The following is a 15,610-nucleotide window of genomic DNA, read 5'->3' as shown; positions in this document are numbered from 1 at the left end:
CGCCTCGGGGCCGCCCCGGACCGTTTCCCGGTCCGGGGCGGCCCCCTTTTGTGCTGGTGCCGCGCAGGCGCGGCCTGAGGGGCCCTGTGACGTCCTGGGAGGCCGGACGCGTCGAACCCTCCGGGGCTCCCCTCACGCGCCCGCCACGATGACCTGGACGCCCTCCGGGACCCCGGTCACCTCCGCGTTGCGGTGGCTCAGCCGCAGGATCTCCAGCCGCGGGAAGACGGCCAGCCAGCTCAGGTCCAGGTCCGGGCCCAGGTCGTAGGCGAGCCACAGCTCGGTCAGCCGCTCGGCCACCAGGCCCTCGGCCAGCTGCTCCGGGGTGAACGCCCCGGCTATCTGGACGCAGGGGCGGCCGCCGAGCCGGCGCAGCGCCCGCAGCTCCTCCAGGTCCGACACCGGAAAGTCGAGTTCCCGCTCATCGAGATGGGCGATGATTTCCTCGGCGTAACGGTCGGTGTCATATCGCCGCCAGGCGCCCGCGAGCCGCGCCCGTACCGCCCAGGAGGCGCGGTCCCGCAGCCGGACCAGATAGTCGATCGCGCGGTCGTCGGCTATCGAGGTGGCGGTGACGGCCAGCCGATGGGCTTCCTCATCGGATACCGCGCCGGGATCGGGCAGCATTTCCAGCACGATAGGCCCGATCCAGCCCAGCGCACGGGCTCCTTCGAGCGAGGTCGGGCGTACCAGATCACGGGTATAGCGATGAACCCGGGAACGTACCTCGGGGTCCAGCTCCGTAGCGTGTTCCAGACATGCGGCCGCCAGGAGTTTGCGATGGCGGGCATGGACCGGCCGGGCGTCCTTACGGGCCGCCAGCAGCCCCTCCAGGAGGTAGGCGCATTCATCGGGACGGGCGAGAGAGACGGACATTCTGATCACTTCTTCCCAGTCGTCCAGGTGCGCGTGGTCGATCAGGAAGTCGAAATCGTGCCGTTCGACGACCGCTCTCGCGCTGAGATAGTCCTGGAACGTTCGGTGCACGAAATCGACCGAACCGGGTGTGGGCTCGCGCAATAGACCGGTCCGGTTGAGCAGATGGCGGTAGATCTCCTCCGGCCCGCCCTGCCGCTCCGCGTGCGGAATGGCCGGGATGTACCGGCCGAGCGTCTCGAGGGCGGTGGCCCGGTCCATTTCGGACCGGCCGTTGACGAGCATCCAGTGCGCCAGCTTCTGCAGCAGCTGGATCTTCGGTTCCTGAGGGAGGTCGATTCCATCCGGCGACAGCATGGCGCGCTCGCGGTCGCGCCGTTCCAGGAGCATGGAAAGGGCCGCGTCATAGAGGGCCTTCCGGCCGCGCGGCAGATAGCCGCGGCGGTCCCGGTGCAGTGCGCACAGCAGACCGCACATCAGTGGATTGGTGGCCAGCCGCCCGAGGTCCCGGGTAATCCTTACGGCGTCCAGCAGCGTTTCCTCGTAACCGCTGAGCCGGTCCAGATCGGCCCCGTCGGTGATGTCCTGGCGGGCCGCCGCATGCCAGCGCCGGATGAACGCGGTGACGCCCTCGCGGCTGAGCGGGGAGAGTTTCAGCTCGGTGAAGCGCTCCGAGGCGAGCCAGTTCTCCCGTACGGCCGAGGGGCGCGAGGTGACCAGCCAGACATTTCCCGGATAGCGCGCGGGAAGCTCGCGCAGCGCCTCCCGCAGCCGCTCCCGCTCGTCCTCCGGCGCCTCGTCCACGCCGTCCACGAGCAGCAGCCCGCGCCCGCGCGACAGCACCCGTTCGGCCCAGCCCGGCGGCTGCGCGGCGGCGTGCGGATAGCGGACGGCGGAGAGGAGGCCCTCCGGCTCCGGGAAGCCGTCGCGGCGGAACCGGCGCACGGGGAGCACGAACGGCACCCGCCCGCGCAACCCCTCCAGCGGGGCCGGGAGGTCGCCGCGCGCCACGGACACCGCGAGCCGCTGCACCAGCGTGGTCTTGCCCGACCCCGCCACACCCCACAGCAGCACCCGGGTGCGCCCGGCGAGGGCCTGCTCGGCGGGGGCGCTGGGGCCGCCCCCGTCGATCTCGGTCTCCAGGCTGAGATAGGCGGCGTCCAGCGGCCAGCTGTCGGGGGAGTGGGTCAGATCGATGCCGTAGATCGTCAGATGGTCGTGGGCGGCCACGATGTCCCGGGCGTAGCGCTCCTCGAACCCGGCGTCCTCGGCGGCCGCGACGAAGGGGGAGCGGATGGTGAGGAAGCGCAGCAGGTGCGCGCAGACGGCCTCCCGCAGCGCGGCGTGCGTCCGGGCGTCGGCCGCGTCCAGCCCCTCGTCGGCGTCGGGCGCGCCGACGGCCAGGTGCCGGGCGAAGGCTTCGGGGCCGAGCCGGACTGCCCGCAGGTCGTCCAGGTCGACGGTGCCGAGGGTGTGGAGGGTGCGGGCGAGCGCGTCGGTCAGCTCGGGCCGCGCCTGATCCGTGATCTCTTCGTCGATCTCCTTGGCGACGTCCTCGACGAGGGCGGAGGCGATCCGGGGCAGGTCCCGTTCGGTGAGCGTGCGGTGGTCGCCCTGGAAGGCGACGAGGGAGGCGATGCGGACGGGCCGGTCCACCGGCCCGTCGGCGACGAAGAGTTCCTGGACCAGTGTGGCTATGGCTGCGGGATCCATGAGGCCCCGTCCCCCCGGTGACTGTTGTTCGCCGTTCAGAAGCCACCAGGGTAGGCACGGTCGGTGCCGGATGGGTGGGGGTTCGGCGTGGGTTCCGGGGGCGGCCGGTGGCACGGGGCGGGTGCGCCGGGCGGTGGTTGCGGTGCGTTGCCGGGTGCGGGTGCGGGTGCGGGTGCGGGTGACGGGTGCGGGTGCGGGGGGCGCGGGGCGCGGGGTCCGCTGGGTGCGGGTGCGTGGGTGGTGCGCCTGGGGTGCGTGGGTGGTGCCGGGGGCGGGGCCTCCGGGGCGGCGCCCTGGACCGTATATTTACGGCGCCATTGGCCGGGGGCTTGCGTGGGCCGGAGATTGGCGCCACAAATACGCCCCTGGCCTTCGGCATGGGGAACCCCGAGCGTCCAGGACACCACCCCTCCGACCCCGCCCCCTCCCGCCGCGTCGGCGACCGCGGCCCGGTGGCGCAGGAGCCTGCCCGGCCCGAGTTCAGCCCGGGGGCGCTGGGAGGGGGTGGGAGCGACCACACCCCCTCCCGCCGTACGGCGGCTACTGGCCCGGCTCCTCCTCCGCGAAGAGCTCGTCGGCGGTAGCGACGGTGATGGCGCGGTCGAACCAGCGGTCCAGGGTGTCGAGGTCGGTGCAGTTGGTGATGCGGTCGCGTGTCTCGTCCGAGGTGGGGATCCCCCTAGCTTTCAGGATGCGCAGCACGATCTTCGCACGCACCTCGGCTCTCCCTGCGGCCTTGCCCTTGAGGAAGGTCTCCTCGATCAGGGTCCCCCGACCGGGGAAATAGCTACCTACTACGGCCATTGTTGTCAGTCATCCACATCGAAGAGTTCGTTCGCCTGGGAGACGGTGAAGGCGCGGTCGAACCAGCGGTCGAGGGTGTCGAGGTCGGTGCAGTCGGTGATGCGGTCGCGGGTTTCGGAGGGGATGGTGATGCCTCGCTTCTCCAGGACGCGCAAGACCCCATGGGCTTCACCCTCTGCCTTCCCCTTCAGGAAGGTCTCCTCGATGAGGGTGCCACGGCCGGGGAAGTAGGTACCCACGCTCATCTCGTTCCTCCAAGTTTCTTTGGCCGGGAAGCCCTCCAGGCCGATCTCCAGCAATTCCGAGTAGTAGCTGACGGACTCCGGGTCGGCCGTTCCCATGGCGCGAGCCAATGCCTTCAGTATGGCCGGGGCGTCCCGGTGGCTGCCATGTGTCAGGGCCGAGAAGGTCGCCAGGGTCAGGTCCTGGGCGGCCTCGTCCGGGTCGAGGATCACCGGGACGTTCCCAGGGCCCAGGACCAGTGGATGTACGGACAGCGCCGTCCAGTCGTCCAGGCCGAGTTGGAAGGGCCCCGCCGCCCAGTCGGCGGTTGACTTGTCCTGGCAGACCACCAGGAGAAGCGCCGGGCGCTTGTGCTTCGCCTTGAGAAACGCCAGGTAGTAGGCCCAGCTGACGGCCTTGTCCGGGTCGGGACGACCCTGTGCCTCGATCGCCAGGAGGAAGCCGCCACCATCAGGCGGATCGACGCGCAGCACGCTGTCCACGCGCCGCTCCAGCGGGCGGATCTCCGTGGCGTCGGGGGTGAGCACCTCGACGGCTGCTTCCTTTGGCAGCGGGACGTCCAATATCCGGAATACCGGCGCGAGTAACTCCGGTCGTTCTTGAAAGATGCGATGTGCGGCCTCGTGCCGCGAACTGACCATGTGGGTGAACGTAGGGTCATCGGGGCATGTGCTCGGGGCAAATGACCGGTGATCACCCGATTGGGGGAAAGGCCCGTGTGGGGTCAGGCGGCGATCTCGTACGCGTGCTGCTGAGGGGTGAGCTCGAACCAGAGCAGCTTGCCGCTGATGCCGAAGAGGTCGTCGGCGAGGGGGTAACCGCCCCAGTTGTCGGCGCACAGCCGGACGATGAGCAGGCCCCGGCCGGAGGTCGCGTCCAGGTTGGCGGCGGCCTCGGTGAGGGCGGTGAAACGGTCGAGGGGGCTGGGCGGGGCGTCGAACGGGGCGGGGATGGTGGGGTTGGTGTCCCAGATGCTCACGCGGAGGCGGCTTTCGCAGAGGTGTCGGATGCGGAGTTGGGCCGGGCCGTCGGAGTGGCGGACGGCGTTGGTGACCAGCTCGCAGGTGAGGAGTTCCGCCGTGTCGGTCAGTTCCGTCATGCCGTGGGAGGAGAGGACCGCCCGGAGGGTGGCGCGTGAGATGCGTGCGGCCCGTGGATCGTTGGGGAGGCGGAGGGAGTACGTCCAGGGGTCGGAGGACGGCGGCGGTACGTTGGCCATGGAGTCTCCCTCGGTCGGGTGGAGTTGGGGCACTTGCGCCACACAGTAGGGCCAGTCGTGTTAGTTCTAACGTCGATACGGAGATATGGCTCACGATTGCCCTCGTGTGGGTGACAAGGGAGACCGATGGCGACCACCAGTAGTCCTACGCTCAAGCAGCGACGACTCGGAGCCGAGTTGCGGAAGCTTCGTGAGCGCGCGGGTCTGACCTCCACTGCGGCCGCCGCCGAGCTGGGTGTCCAGCAGGCCCGCGTAAGCATGATCGAGGCGGGCCGGTACGCCGTGGGTGGCGATCGTGTGCGCGTGATGGCTCGCACCTACTCGTGTGCGGATGAGGACCTTGTGGACGCGCTGGCGGACATGACGGGTGGCCGCGCGCGGGGCTGGTGGGACGAGTACCGGGAACACCTCCCGGCCAGCTTCGCGGATATGGCCGAGTTGGAGCACCGGGCCCGAGGGCTGCGCGTCGCGCTGGTCATCCACATCCCGGGCCTGCTCCAGACCGTGGACCATGCCCGCGCGGTGATCCGGGAAGTAGCTCCACCGTTGCGGGCATACGAAGTGGAGCATCGGCTGTCGCACCGGATGAAGCGGCAGGCGATCCTCTACGGCGACAGGCCGGTGCCGTACACCGCGATCATCCATGAGGCCGCTCTGCGGATGGAGTTCGGCGGGATGGACACGGTCCGCGTCCAGCTTGAGCACCTCCTCGCCATGAGCGAGATGAACAACGTCACCATCCGGGTGATTCCGTTCGGCGGCGGGACCTTCCCCGGGACCGGGCAATCGTTCGACTATGTCGTGGGACCTGTACCGCAACTCGACACAGTGCAGCTCGACTCTGCCCAAGGGACCCAGTTCATGGACGCGGAGGCCGAGTTGGCCAAGTATCGGGCTGTCTTGGAACGGATGGAGATGACCGCCCTCAAGCCGCGAGAGTCGCGGGACTTCATCCATGGCATCTTGCGCACCATGTGAAGGGGAGAAGAGTGTCCACGTACCAGTGGCGGAAGTCTTCGTACAGCGGAGACTCGTCCAACTGCGTCAACGTTGCGATCGCGTGGCGGAAGTCCTCCTACAGCGGGGACGCGGGCAACTGCGTGAACGTCGCCGCCGACGGCAACGGCATAGCGCTGCGCGAGAGCGACGACCCCGACGTCGTCCTGACCACCACCCCCGCCGCCCTGCGCGCCTTCATACGGGGGGCCAAGGCGGGTGCGTTCGATCGCATCCAGGAGGACTGGGCGTAGTAAGGCGCGACGGCCCGTCAGAGGGGGGGGAGAACAGACGGCCCGTCGCGTTCCGTGACTCTAGGGTCCGGCGCTGAGCGGGTGCTTACGCGGGGCTGAGTCGGGCCGCGGGGCGGGAGGAAAAGGGGCGGCGGCGGGATGACCGGCCGGGGTACCGTTCCGCGCATGGACTCGTTTCTTCAGATCTACGGCTGACACGCCGCTCTCTCCGGCGCACCGGTGACCACGCCCGTGCGCCGGCTCGTCGTGTCCATATCGCCGTAGACCTGAAACGAGTGATCTCTCATGTCACGCCCGTCCCGTCGCCGTGCCCATATCGCCATGGTCGGCATCCCCGCGATCAGCCACACCCTGCCCAGCCTCGAGGTCATCCGCGAGCTCGTGGCGCGCGGTCACCGGGTGACCTACGCCAACGATCCCTTCGTCGCGGACGTCATCGAGCCCACCGGTGCCGCGTTGGTGCCGTACCGGTCCACGCTGCCCGTCGCGGACAACAGCTGGCCCGAGGACCCCATCGCCGCCGGCACCGTCTTCCTGGACGACGCGATCCAGGCGCTGCCGCAGCTGCGCGCCGCGTATGACGACGATCCGGCCGACCTCTACCTCTACGACATCGGCGGCTACGCCGGGCGTGCCCTGGCCGAGGCGCAGGGTCGGCCGACGCTGCAGCTCTCGCCGTCCTTCGTGGGTTGGGAGGGCTACATGGAGGAGGTCGGGGCGGCGCTCAAGGCGCTGCCGGGGGCCGACGCGTATCAGGAGAAGTTCGCGTCGTGGCTGGCGGGTTGCGGGGCGACCACGCTGGACCCCGACGTCTTCAGCGGGCGGCCCGAACGGGCCGTCGCGGTGATCCCCCGGGCCATGCAGCCGAACGCGGACCGGGTGGACGAGGAGGTGGTGACGTTCGTCGGGCCGTGCCTCGGGGACCGGGCCGGGCAGGGCCGGTGGGAACGGCCCGCCGGGGCGGAGAAGGTGCTGCTGGTCTCGCTGGGCTCGGCCTTCACCCGGCAGCCCGGCTTCTACCGGGAGTGCGTGGCGGCCTTCGGGGAGCTGCCCGGATGGCATGTGGTGTTGCAGATCGGGAAGTACGTCGACCCGGCCGAGCTGGGGGAGATCCCGGGCAACGTCGAGGTGCGCCGCTGGGTGCCGCAGTTGGCGATCCTGAACGAGGCTGACGCCTTCGTCACCCATGCCGGGATGGGCAGCAGCGGCGAAGGGCTGTACACCGGGGTGCCGATGATCGCCGTACCGCAGAGTGCCGAGCAGCCGATGAACGCCGACCGGCTGGTCGAACTGGGCGTGGCCCGTCGCCTCGAGACGGCGGAGGCCACGGCCGAGGTGCTGCGTGCCGCGCTGCTCGAGCTCACCACGGACCCGGAGGTCGCGCGCACCTCGGCGCGGCTGCGGGACGAGGTGCGGGCCGAGGGCGGCACCGGGCGGGCGGCCGATCTGATCGAAGAAGCGCTGCGCTGACACGACGATGGCCCGGCCGCTTGTGGCGGCCGGGCCATCGGCAGGTGCCGGGCGGTTACTTCACGATCGTGATGCGGTCCGCCTTCGGCGGGTCCAGGGGCGAGGACTGCGACGAGTGCGCGCCCAGGTACGCCGTGAAGGCGTCCAGGTCGGAGGCGCCGACGAGCTTGTTCTTGCCGTCCTTGAAGACGGGGAAGCCGTCGCCGCCGCCCGCGATGAACTCGTTCATCGCGACGCGGTAGGTCTTGGCGGGGTCGATCGCCGCACCGTTCAGCTTCACCGAGTCCGTGACGATCCGGTCCTTGCCGGACTTGGTCAGATCCAGGGTGTAGGTGAGGCCCTTGGAGACCTGGAGGATCTTCGGGGAGGCCTCGTTCGAGCCGCTGACCTGCTGCTGGAGCGCGGTGATGAGCTGGGAGCCGGTCAGGTCGATCACGTTCATCATGTTGGTGAACGGCTGGACCGTGAACGCCTCGCCGTAGGTCACCACCCCGTCCCCCTCGCTGCCCGACGCCTTGTAGGCGAGGTCGGAGCGGATGCCGCCGGGGTTCATGAAGGCGAGCTGGGCGCCGCCCTTGTCGGCCGGGGCGAGCGCTTCGAGCTGGCCGTCGGCGATGGTGTCGCCCAGGGGCGTCTCATAGGCGGTGGAGCCGCGGCCGTTGACGTCGGCGGAGATGTAGCCGACCGGCTTGTTGGCCACCGGGGCGGCCAGCTTGTTCCAGCGCCCGATGAGCGAGGTCATGTCGGGGGCCTTGGGCTGCTCGCGGTCCACGACGTGGTTGGCCGCGTTCGCGCCCTTGACGTTCGTCCGCACGATGTCGCCGGTGCGGCGGTCGTAGGTGAGCGTGGTGTCGGTGTAGAGACGGCCGAAGGAGGCCGCGGAGGTCACCGTGCGCGGGGTGCCGGACGGGTCCGGGACGGTGCAGCTGTACGCCTGGTGGGTGTGGCCGGTGACCAGGGCGTCGACCTTGGGCGTGATGTTCTTGGCGATGTCGACGATGGGGCCGGAGACGCCCTTGCCCGCACCGCCGTTGTCGCAGTCGTAGTTGTACGAGGGGGAGGCGGGCAGCCCGCCCTCGTGGATGAGCGCGACGATCGACTTCACGCCCTTGCCCTGGAGCTCCTTGGCGTACTTGTTGATCGTCTCGACCTCGTCGTGGAACTTCAGGCCCTTGACGCCCTCGGCGGTGACGATGTCCGGGGTGCCCTCGAGGGTGACCCCGATGAAGCCGATCTTCACGCCCTTGTGCTCCCACACGGTGTAGGGCTTGAGGATGGGCTTGCCGGTCTTCTCGTCGGTGACGTTCGCGGCGAGGTAGGGGAAGTCGGCGCCCGGGAAGGTCTTGCCCTTCTCGTAGCAGCCCTCCTTGGGGTGGCAGCCGCCGTTCTGCATCCGGCTCAGCTCGGCGCGGCCCTCGTCGAACTCGTGGTTGCCGACCGTGGTGACGTCGAGGTCCAGCTTGTTGAGCGCCTCGACGGTCGGCTCGTCGTGGAAGAGCCCGGACAGCAGCGGGCTGGCCCCGATCATGTCGCCACCGGCGGCGGTGACCGAGTACTCGTGACCCTTACGGGCGTTACGGAGAGAGGTGGCGAGGTATTCGGCGCCACCCGCCGGAATGGCCTTGGTGGTGCCGTCCGCCTGGGTCTCGGTGACGGTGCCCGAGGAGCCCTGCGGGGGCTCCAGGTTTCCGTGCAGATCGTTGAAGGACAGCAGCTGCACGTCTACGGTGCGCCCGGGCCGGTGCTTGTCCGAGGCGGCGGCGCCGGTGTCCGCACCCGCCGGGCTCACAGCGGTCAGCACCCCGGCCGCGGCGGCCAGCACCGCGACTCCCGTGGCCAACCGGCGTCCCGCCCCGCGCCGTTGAGGTCTCGCTGGCATGTCGTCCCCTTGTGTGCACCGTGGTGGATGGTGGAGCGCAGCTTACGGTCAACGCGCGTAGCGGGGCAGGGGCATGAGGTTAAGAGCTGGTGGCCGATGGTCAACGGTGTGGATGGAGCTGGATCCCGAGGGTCGCCCCAGGGCAGTTGGGCAACAGCTTGTTGCCCAATTTGTTCGGGCCATGTTCGGGCCATCTGCTGCATGTACTTGAGATTCCGCGCACCGAAACTCCGCTGGTTCGGGAAGGCTGTGCGCCGATGACATCCTCGACGGGGATGGGGCAGCCGGGTGACTCGCCGGTAATAAATTGTGCAGCAGCTTGCTGCACAATTGGGCCGCCGTAGGCTCGGCCCCATGAATGACGTGGTGAATGAGACATCCGGTGCCCGGCGGCTCGATGTGCTGGAGGAGTTGACGTCGGCCGAGGTGGAGGGTGTGCTGCGGCTGATCGCGGAGTCCGCGCGGGCCGATGGGCAGCAGGCGGTGTCCGAGCAGGGGCGGCTGCAGCTGCGGGGGCGGCGGGAGGGGGTGCGTCATCTGGCGGTGCGGGAGCCCAGCGGGGAGCTCGTGGGGTACGCGCAGCTGGAGGACACCGACCCGGTGGAGGCTCCGGCCGCGGAGCTGGTCGTGCATCCGGGGCACCGCGGGCAGGGGCACGGCCGGGCGCTGGGGGTGACGCTGCTGAGGGAGTCGGGGAAGCGGCTGCGGATCTGGGCGCACGGGGGGCATGCCTCGGCGCGCCATCTCGCGCAGGTGCTGGGGCTGACGCTGTTCCGGGAGCTGCGGCAGATGCGGCGGCCGCTGGGGTCGCTCGCGGAGCTGGGTTTTCCGGAGCCCACCTTCCCGGAGGGGGTGACCGTACGGACCTTCCGGCCGGGTGTGGACGACGCCGGGTGGCTGGCGGCGAACGCGGCGGCCTTCGCCCATCACCCCGAGCAGGGTTCGCTCACCCAGCGTGACCTGGACGACCGCAAGGGTGAGCCGTGGTTCGACCCGGAGGGGTTCTTCCTGGCCGAGCGGGGTGGGGAGATCGTCGGGTTCCACTGGACGAAGGTGCATGCCGAGGAGCGGCTGGGGGAGGTCTACGTCGTGGGGGTGCGGCCGGACGCGCAGGGCGGCGGCCTCGGCAAGGCGCTGACCTCGATCGGGCTGCGGCATCTGGCGGCCCGGGGGCTGCCGACCGCGATGCTCTATGTGGACGCCGACAACTTCGCCGCGGTCGCGGTCTACGAGCGGCTCGGCTTCGTCACCCATGAGACGGATCTGATGTATCGGACGGAGACCTGATCGAGACCTGAGCGGGACCTGGGCGGGACCTGGGCGGGATCTGAGCGGGACCTGAGCCCGGGGGCGTGAAGGGGGCCCCGGGGGCGTGAAGAGGGCGGGACCCCTGGGGGATGGGTCCCGATTTCCTACGCGCCATGTGTCCGTTACCGGCGATTCAACCTTGGTTGCGAGCATCACTGAATGCAGCCCGCTGTGCCGAATTCGTCGAACCGGAGGCTCCGTGCCGTTTCCGCACCCGCTTCCGCCACGCCGTATTCACCTCCGGCGCGGAACAATGAGTTCATGAGCCACACAAGCGGTCAGGCATCGGTTTCCCCGCAGCCCCAGCCCCACTCGCAGCCTTCGGTCGGGTCCATCGCGGCCCACCGGCCGCATGCTGTCGCCGCACCGGTGCGGTCGCTCGACCCCGATCTCGACGCCGACCTGGACTCGTACGAGGAGGGCACCGGGCCCGGCACGGAGGGCGGGGAGCTGCCGCAGGGGCGGTTCCTGGACCGGGAGCGCAGCTGGCTCGCGTTCAACGAGCGGGTGCTGGAGCTGGCCGAGGACCCGTCCACGCCGCTGCTGGAGCGGGCCAACTTCCTGGCGATCTTCGCCAGCAATCTGGACGAGTTCTTCATGGTGCGGGTCGCCGGCCTCAAGCGGCGCATCGCCACCGGGGTCGCCACCCGCTCGGCCTCCGGGCTGCAGCCGCGCGAGGTGCTGGAGCTGATCTGGAACCGGTCCCGTGAGCTCATGGCCCGGCATGCCGCCTGCTACCAGCAGGACGTCGCCCCGGCGCTCGCGGAGGAGAGCATCCATCTGGTCCGCTGGCCGGATCTCACCGAGAAGGAGCAGTCCCGCCTCTTCACCCTCTTCCGGCAGCAGATCTTCCCGGTGCTGACCCCGCTCGCCGTGGACCCGGCACACCCCTTCCCGTATATCTCGGGGCTGTCGCTGAATCTCGCGGTCGTGGTACGCAACCCCGTCAGCGGGCATGATCACTTCGCACGTGTGAAGGTTCCGCCGTCGCTCTCCCGGTTCCTGGAGGCGTCGCCGCAGCGGTACGTGCCGCTCGAGGACGTGATCGCGGCGCATCTGGAGGCGCTGTTCCCGGGGATGGAGGTGCTCGCGCACCATATGTTCCGGGTCACCCGCAACGAGGACCTCGAGGTCGAGGAGGACGACGCCGAGAACCTCCTCCAGGCCCTGGAGAAGGAGCTGCTGCGGCGCCGCTTCGGGCCCCCGGTGCGGCTGGAGGTCGAGGAGTCCATCGACCCGTATGTGCTGGACCTGCTGGTGCGCGAGCTGAAGGTCTCGGACGCGGAGGTCTATCCGCTGCCCGGGCCGCTCGACCTCACCGGCCTGTTCGGCATAGCCGCGCTGGACCGGCCGGAGCTGAAGTACCCCAAGTTCGTGGCGGGCACCCACCGGGACCTCGCCGAGGTGGAGTCCGCCTCCCCGCCGGACATCTTCGCGGCGCTGCGCGAGCGGGACGTCCTCCTCCACCACCCGTACGACTCCTTCTCCACCTCCGTGCAGGCGTTCCTGGAGCAGGCGGCCGCCGATCCGGACGTCCTGGCGATCAAGCAGACGCTGTACCGCACCTCCGGCAAGTCGCCGATCGTCGACGCGCTCATAGACGCCGCCGAATCCGGCAAGCAGGTGCTGGTGCTGGTCGAGATCAAGGCCCGCTTCGACGAGCACGCCAACATCAAGTGGGCGCGCAAGCTGGAGGAGGCCGGCTGCCACGTCGTCTACGGTCTGCTGGGCCTGAAGACCCACTGCAAGCTGTCGCTGGTGGTCCGCCAGGAGGGCGACACCCTCACCCGCTACTCGCACGTGGGCACCGGCAACTACCACCCCAAGACCGCCCGGCTGTACGAGGACCTGGGGCTGCTGACGGCGAACTCCCAGGTCGGCGCGGACCTCTCCGACCTCTTCAACCGGCTGAGCGGCTACTCCCGGCGGGAGAACTACCGGCGGCTGCTGGTCGCCCCCAAGTCGCTGCGCGACGGGCTGATCACCCGGATCAACAAGGAGATCACCCACCATCGGGCGGGGCGCCCGGCCTACGTCAAGATCAAGGTCAACTCGATGGTCGACGAGGCCGTCGTCGACGCCCTCTACCGGGCCTCGCAAGCCGGGGTGCCGGTCGATGTGTGGGTGCGCGGCATCTGCGCGCTGCGGCCGGGCGTCCCCGGGCTCTCGGAGAGCATCCGGGTCCGCTCGGTCCTCGGACGCTTCCTGGAGCATTCGCGCGTGTTCGCGTTCGGGAACGGCGGCGAGCCGGAGGTGTGGATCGGCAGCGCCGACATGATGCACCGCAATCTCGACCGCCGCATCGAGGCGCTGGTGCGGGTCACCGACACCGGCCACCGCGCCGCCCTCAACCGCCTGCTGGAGACCGGGATGGCCGACTCCACCTCCTCCTGGCACCTGGGCCCGGACGGCGAGTGGACCCGGCACGCCACGGACGCGGACGGCCAGCCGCTGCGGAACGTTCAGGAGATGCTCATCGACGCCCGGAGGCGACGGCGTGGTTCAACGACATGACCTGCCGCCGGCCGGGATGACGGGCGCCGCGGACCCGGCCGCCGGCCCGTCCGGCCCGTCCGGCCCAGGGGCCGACGGCGTGACGGACCGGGCGGCGGAGGCCACGACGGCGCCTTCCGCGGCTTCGGCGGGTTCGGCATCCGCCGCGGGTTCGGGGGCCTCGGGCGCGCCTGCGTGGGAGGCGGCGACGGCCGGGGAGGTGCTGTCGGTGTATCTGCACGGCCAGGCCGGGGACTTCCTGCGCAGCCTGCGGCTGCACCGCGAGAGCGGCTCCGACGTCCAGGAGGCGGCCGAGGCCGCCCGGCTGCTGCGCCGCGCCGCGCGGCGGATCAGCGGCGCGCTCTACGTCTACCGCCCGATCACCGACACGGCCTGGTCCGATGAGCTGCGCACCGAGCTGGCCTGGCTGTCCGGCACGCTGGCGCGGGAGCACGCCTACGCGGAGCGGCTGGACCGGCTGCGCGGCGCCCTGCACCGGCTCTCGGGCGCGGGCGGCCCCTCGGACCGCTCAGCGCAGGGCGAGGGACAGGGCGGGGGGCAGGGCGAGGGAACGGCCGCCGAGAGCGCGCGCCCGGGTGAGCGATCCTCCGACACACAGCCTGTGAACGCGGCGCATGCCACGAGCGCCGCGCGCACCGCGCGCGGCGGGGTCACGCTCGCGGTCGACGGCGCGGGCGGCCCCTCCGGCACCGCGGGCCCGATTCCCCGCTCCACCCGTGCCTCCCGCCGCAGCGTCTCCCTGGCCGCCGGTGCGCCGGGAGGCGGGGCCGCGGACCCTGTCGGGGGGCAGGGTGCGCGGCCCGGTCCGGCCGAAGCGGGCGGTGGTGCCGAGGGCGCGACCGGAACGACCAGGGACCGGGACCGGGACAGGGATCGAGACCGGGACGAGGGCCGGGCGGCCGGACGGCGCCGCGGCGAGCGCGGCGACAAGAGCGGCCGGGGCGCCAAGGGCGAGAAGGGCGAGCGGTCCGGCCAGCCGGGCGCGGCCCACCAGCGGGCCGGTGCCGAGGAGGAGGCCCGCGGCGGGGCGCTGACCGTGGGCGCGGCCCGCGCCGGAGCGCTGCTGGAGCGCCAGCTCACGCTGGCCCGGACCCGGGCCCACACCGCCGGCCTGGAGGCGCTCGGCTCCTCCCGCTTCCACGCGGTCGCCGACACCGTCGCCCTGCTCGCCTCCGATGTCCCGCTCGACGAGGCCAACGCCGCCCGCCCCGCCGGGCAGGTGCTGCCGCCGCTCGCCGAACTGGCGAACCGGCGGCTGGCCGAGTCGGTGGAGGCGCTGCCACTGGTCCGCGCCGGGCATCCGTACAACGCGGAGGCGCTGGTCCACGGCCTGGCGGCGACTCCCGCGGCGGACGCCCCGCCCGCCAGCGAGCGCCAGGACGCCCCCTGGCACCAGGTGCGCCATCTGCTGCGGCTGCGGCGGTACGCGCTGGAGGTGCTCGACCAGGCGTGGCAGCAGCCGGACGGGGCGAGCGGGCCCAATGGATCCGGGCCCAGTGGCTCCGTTCCGGGCGGCTCCGGGCCGGGCGGCTCCGGTCCCGTGGACGCCGAGCCGCCGCTGTCGGTGCGGCTGCTGGCCGCCGGGCAGGCGCTGGAGCGCCATCGCGACGCGGCCGAGGCGGCCGCCGCCGCGGCGGCGGCCGCCCGTACGCCCCGGATCGCCCCGGCGACGGCGTACGCCCTCGGGGTGCTCCACGCCGATCAGCGGCATGAGGTCGAGGCGGCCCGCTTCGCGTTCGGCCGGATCTGGCGGCGCGTGTCCGCCGCCAGACCCTCCTGACGGCCTACGGCCCGTACAAACGGCGGACGACACCACGACACAACAGAACCGGGGAGGGAGAGACGGCGGATGAACCGGCGGAATTCCCGCGATGACGGGCTGGTCGGGACGGATACCGGAACGGATACCGGAATGGACACCGGAACGGTTCTGGCGGCGGGCTGTGTGCTGTGGCGCCGGTCCCCGCGCGGTGGCGGGCTCGAGGTCGCCCTCGTCCACCGCCCCCGCTACGACGACTGGTCCCATCCCAAGGGCAAGCTGAAGCACGGCGAGGAAGCGCTGCACGGCGCGGTGCGCGAGGTCGCCGAGGAGACCGGTATGGGCTGCGCCCCGGGGGAGGCGCTGCCCACCCTCCACTACATGGCCAAGGGCCGCCCCAAACAGGTCCGCTACTGGGCGGCGGAGGCGGTCGACCACGACGAGGTCTTCGTGCCCAACCGCGAGGTCGACCGCCTCGTCTGGCTGCCCCCGGACGCGGCCCGCCGCCGCCTCACCTACGACCACGACCGCACCCTCATCGACGCGCTGCTGCACGCCCTGCGGCCGTCCTGAAC

Annotated in this window: 12 protein-coding genes; 7 read left to right on the top strand and 5 right to left on the bottom strand. The window is 71.1% G+C overall.

Translation table 11 applies throughout. The features are described from left to right. Nucleotides 1-132: 132 nt before the first annotated feature. The 4 genes from JK364_RS20200 to JK364_RS20185 form a co-directional block, all read right to left on the bottom strand. The gene (locus JK364_RS20200; protein WP_201852502.1) at nucleotides 133-2,589 is read right to left on the bottom strand and encodes an NACHT domain-containing protein; all 2,457 of its coding nucleotides are present in this window, start codon (nucleotides 2,587-2,589) and stop codon (nucleotides 133-135) included. 540 nt (nucleotides 2,590-3,129) lie between these two features. Beyond that, on the bottom strand, nucleotides 3,130-3,393 hold the full coding sequence (locus JK364_RS20195; protein WP_201852501.1) for a hypothetical protein: 264 nt from the start codon (nucleotides 3,391-3,393) through the stop codon (nucleotides 3,130-3,132). A gap of 5 nt (nucleotides 3,394-3,398) precedes the next feature. Then, nucleotides 3,399-4,277, bottom strand: coding sequence for a hypothetical protein (locus JK364_RS20190; RefSeq protein ID WP_201852500.1), 879 nt, complete (start codon nucleotides 4,275-4,277; stop codon nucleotides 3,399-3,401). Between the two features lie 83 nt (nucleotides 4,278-4,360). Further along, complete coding sequence (locus JK364_RS20185) at nucleotides 4,361-4,855, bottom strand: ATP-binding protein (RefSeq protein WP_201852499.1); 495 nt, start codon at nucleotides 4,853-4,855, stop codon at nucleotides 4,361-4,363. A gap of 126 nt (nucleotides 4,856-4,981) precedes the next feature. Between JK364_RS20185 and JK364_RS20180 the strand changes: the two genes are divergently transcribed. The 3 genes from JK364_RS20180 (at nucleotide 4,982) to JK364_RS20170 (ending at nucleotide 7,575) form a co-directional block, all read left to right on the top strand. After that, nucleotides 4,982-5,833, top strand: coding sequence for a helix-turn-helix domain-containing protein (locus tag JK364_RS20180; protein ID WP_201852498.1), 852 nt, complete (start codon nucleotides 4,982-4,984; stop codon nucleotides 5,831-5,833). 11 nt (nucleotides 5,834-5,844) lie between these two features. Continuing rightward, nucleotides 5,845-6,105 (top strand): DUF397 domain-containing protein, encoded by a 261-nt coding sequence (locus JK364_RS20175; RefSeq protein ID WP_201852497.1) that lies wholly within the window; start codon nucleotides 5,845-5,847, stop codon nucleotides 6,103-6,105. 285 nt (nucleotides 6,106-6,390) lie between these two features. Next, nucleotides 6,391-7,575, top strand: coding sequence for a macrolide family glycosyltransferase (locus JK364_RS20170; RefSeq protein WP_201852496.1), 1,185 nt, complete (start codon nucleotides 6,391-6,393; stop codon nucleotides 7,573-7,575). 55 nt (nucleotides 7,576-7,630) lie between these two features. On the opposite strand, the gene JK364_RS20165 is transcribed toward JK364_RS20170, so the two are convergent. Then, complete coding sequence (locus JK364_RS20165) at nucleotides 7,631-9,454, bottom strand: bifunctional metallophosphatase/5'-nucleotidase (RefSeq protein ID WP_201852495.1); 1,824 nt, start codon at nucleotides 9,452-9,454, stop codon at nucleotides 7,631-7,633. A 354-nt stretch (nucleotides 9,455-9,808) separates the two neighbouring features. Between JK364_RS20165 and mshD the strand changes: the two genes are divergently transcribed. The 4 genes from mshD to JK364_RS20140 all read left to right on the top strand — a co-directional run bounded on the left by mshD (nucleotide 9,809) and on the right by JK364_RS20140 (nucleotide 15,608). After that, on the top strand, nucleotides 9,809-10,741 hold the full coding sequence (mshD, locus tag JK364_RS20155) for a mycothiol synthase (RefSeq protein WP_201852494.1): 933 nt from the start codon (nucleotides 9,809-9,811) through the stop codon (nucleotides 10,739-10,741). Nucleotides 10,742-11,023: 282 nt separating this feature from the next. Continuing rightward, on the top strand, nucleotides 11,024-13,276 hold the full coding sequence (locus tag JK364_RS20150; protein ID WP_201852493.1) for an RNA degradosome polyphosphate kinase: 2,253 nt from the start codon (nucleotides 11,024-11,026) through the stop codon (nucleotides 13,274-13,276). Between the two features lie 16 nt (nucleotides 13,277-13,292). Next, nucleotides 13,293-15,056: a CHAD domain-containing protein gene (locus JK364_RS20145; RefSeq protein WP_230992266.1), complete on the top strand. Its 1,764-nt coding sequence runs from the start codon at nucleotides 13,293-13,295 to the stop codon at nucleotides 15,054-15,056. A gap of 132 nt (nucleotides 15,057-15,188) precedes the next feature. After that, a complete protein-coding gene (locus JK364_RS20140; RefSeq protein WP_201852492.1) occupies nucleotides 15,189-15,608 on the top strand; it encodes an NUDIX hydrolase in 420 nt (139 codons plus the stop codon). Nucleotides 15,609-15,610: the final 2 nt, after the last annotated feature.

Source organism: Streptomyces endocoffeicus, from assembly GCF_016741935.1.
GTDB classification, from domain to species: domain Bacteria; phylum Actinomycetota; class Actinomycetes; order Streptomycetales; family Streptomycetaceae; genus Streptomyces; species Streptomyces endocoffeicus.
Note: the sequence above shows the minus strand (reverse complement) of the source record. Positions and strands in the feature narration are given on the sequence as shown.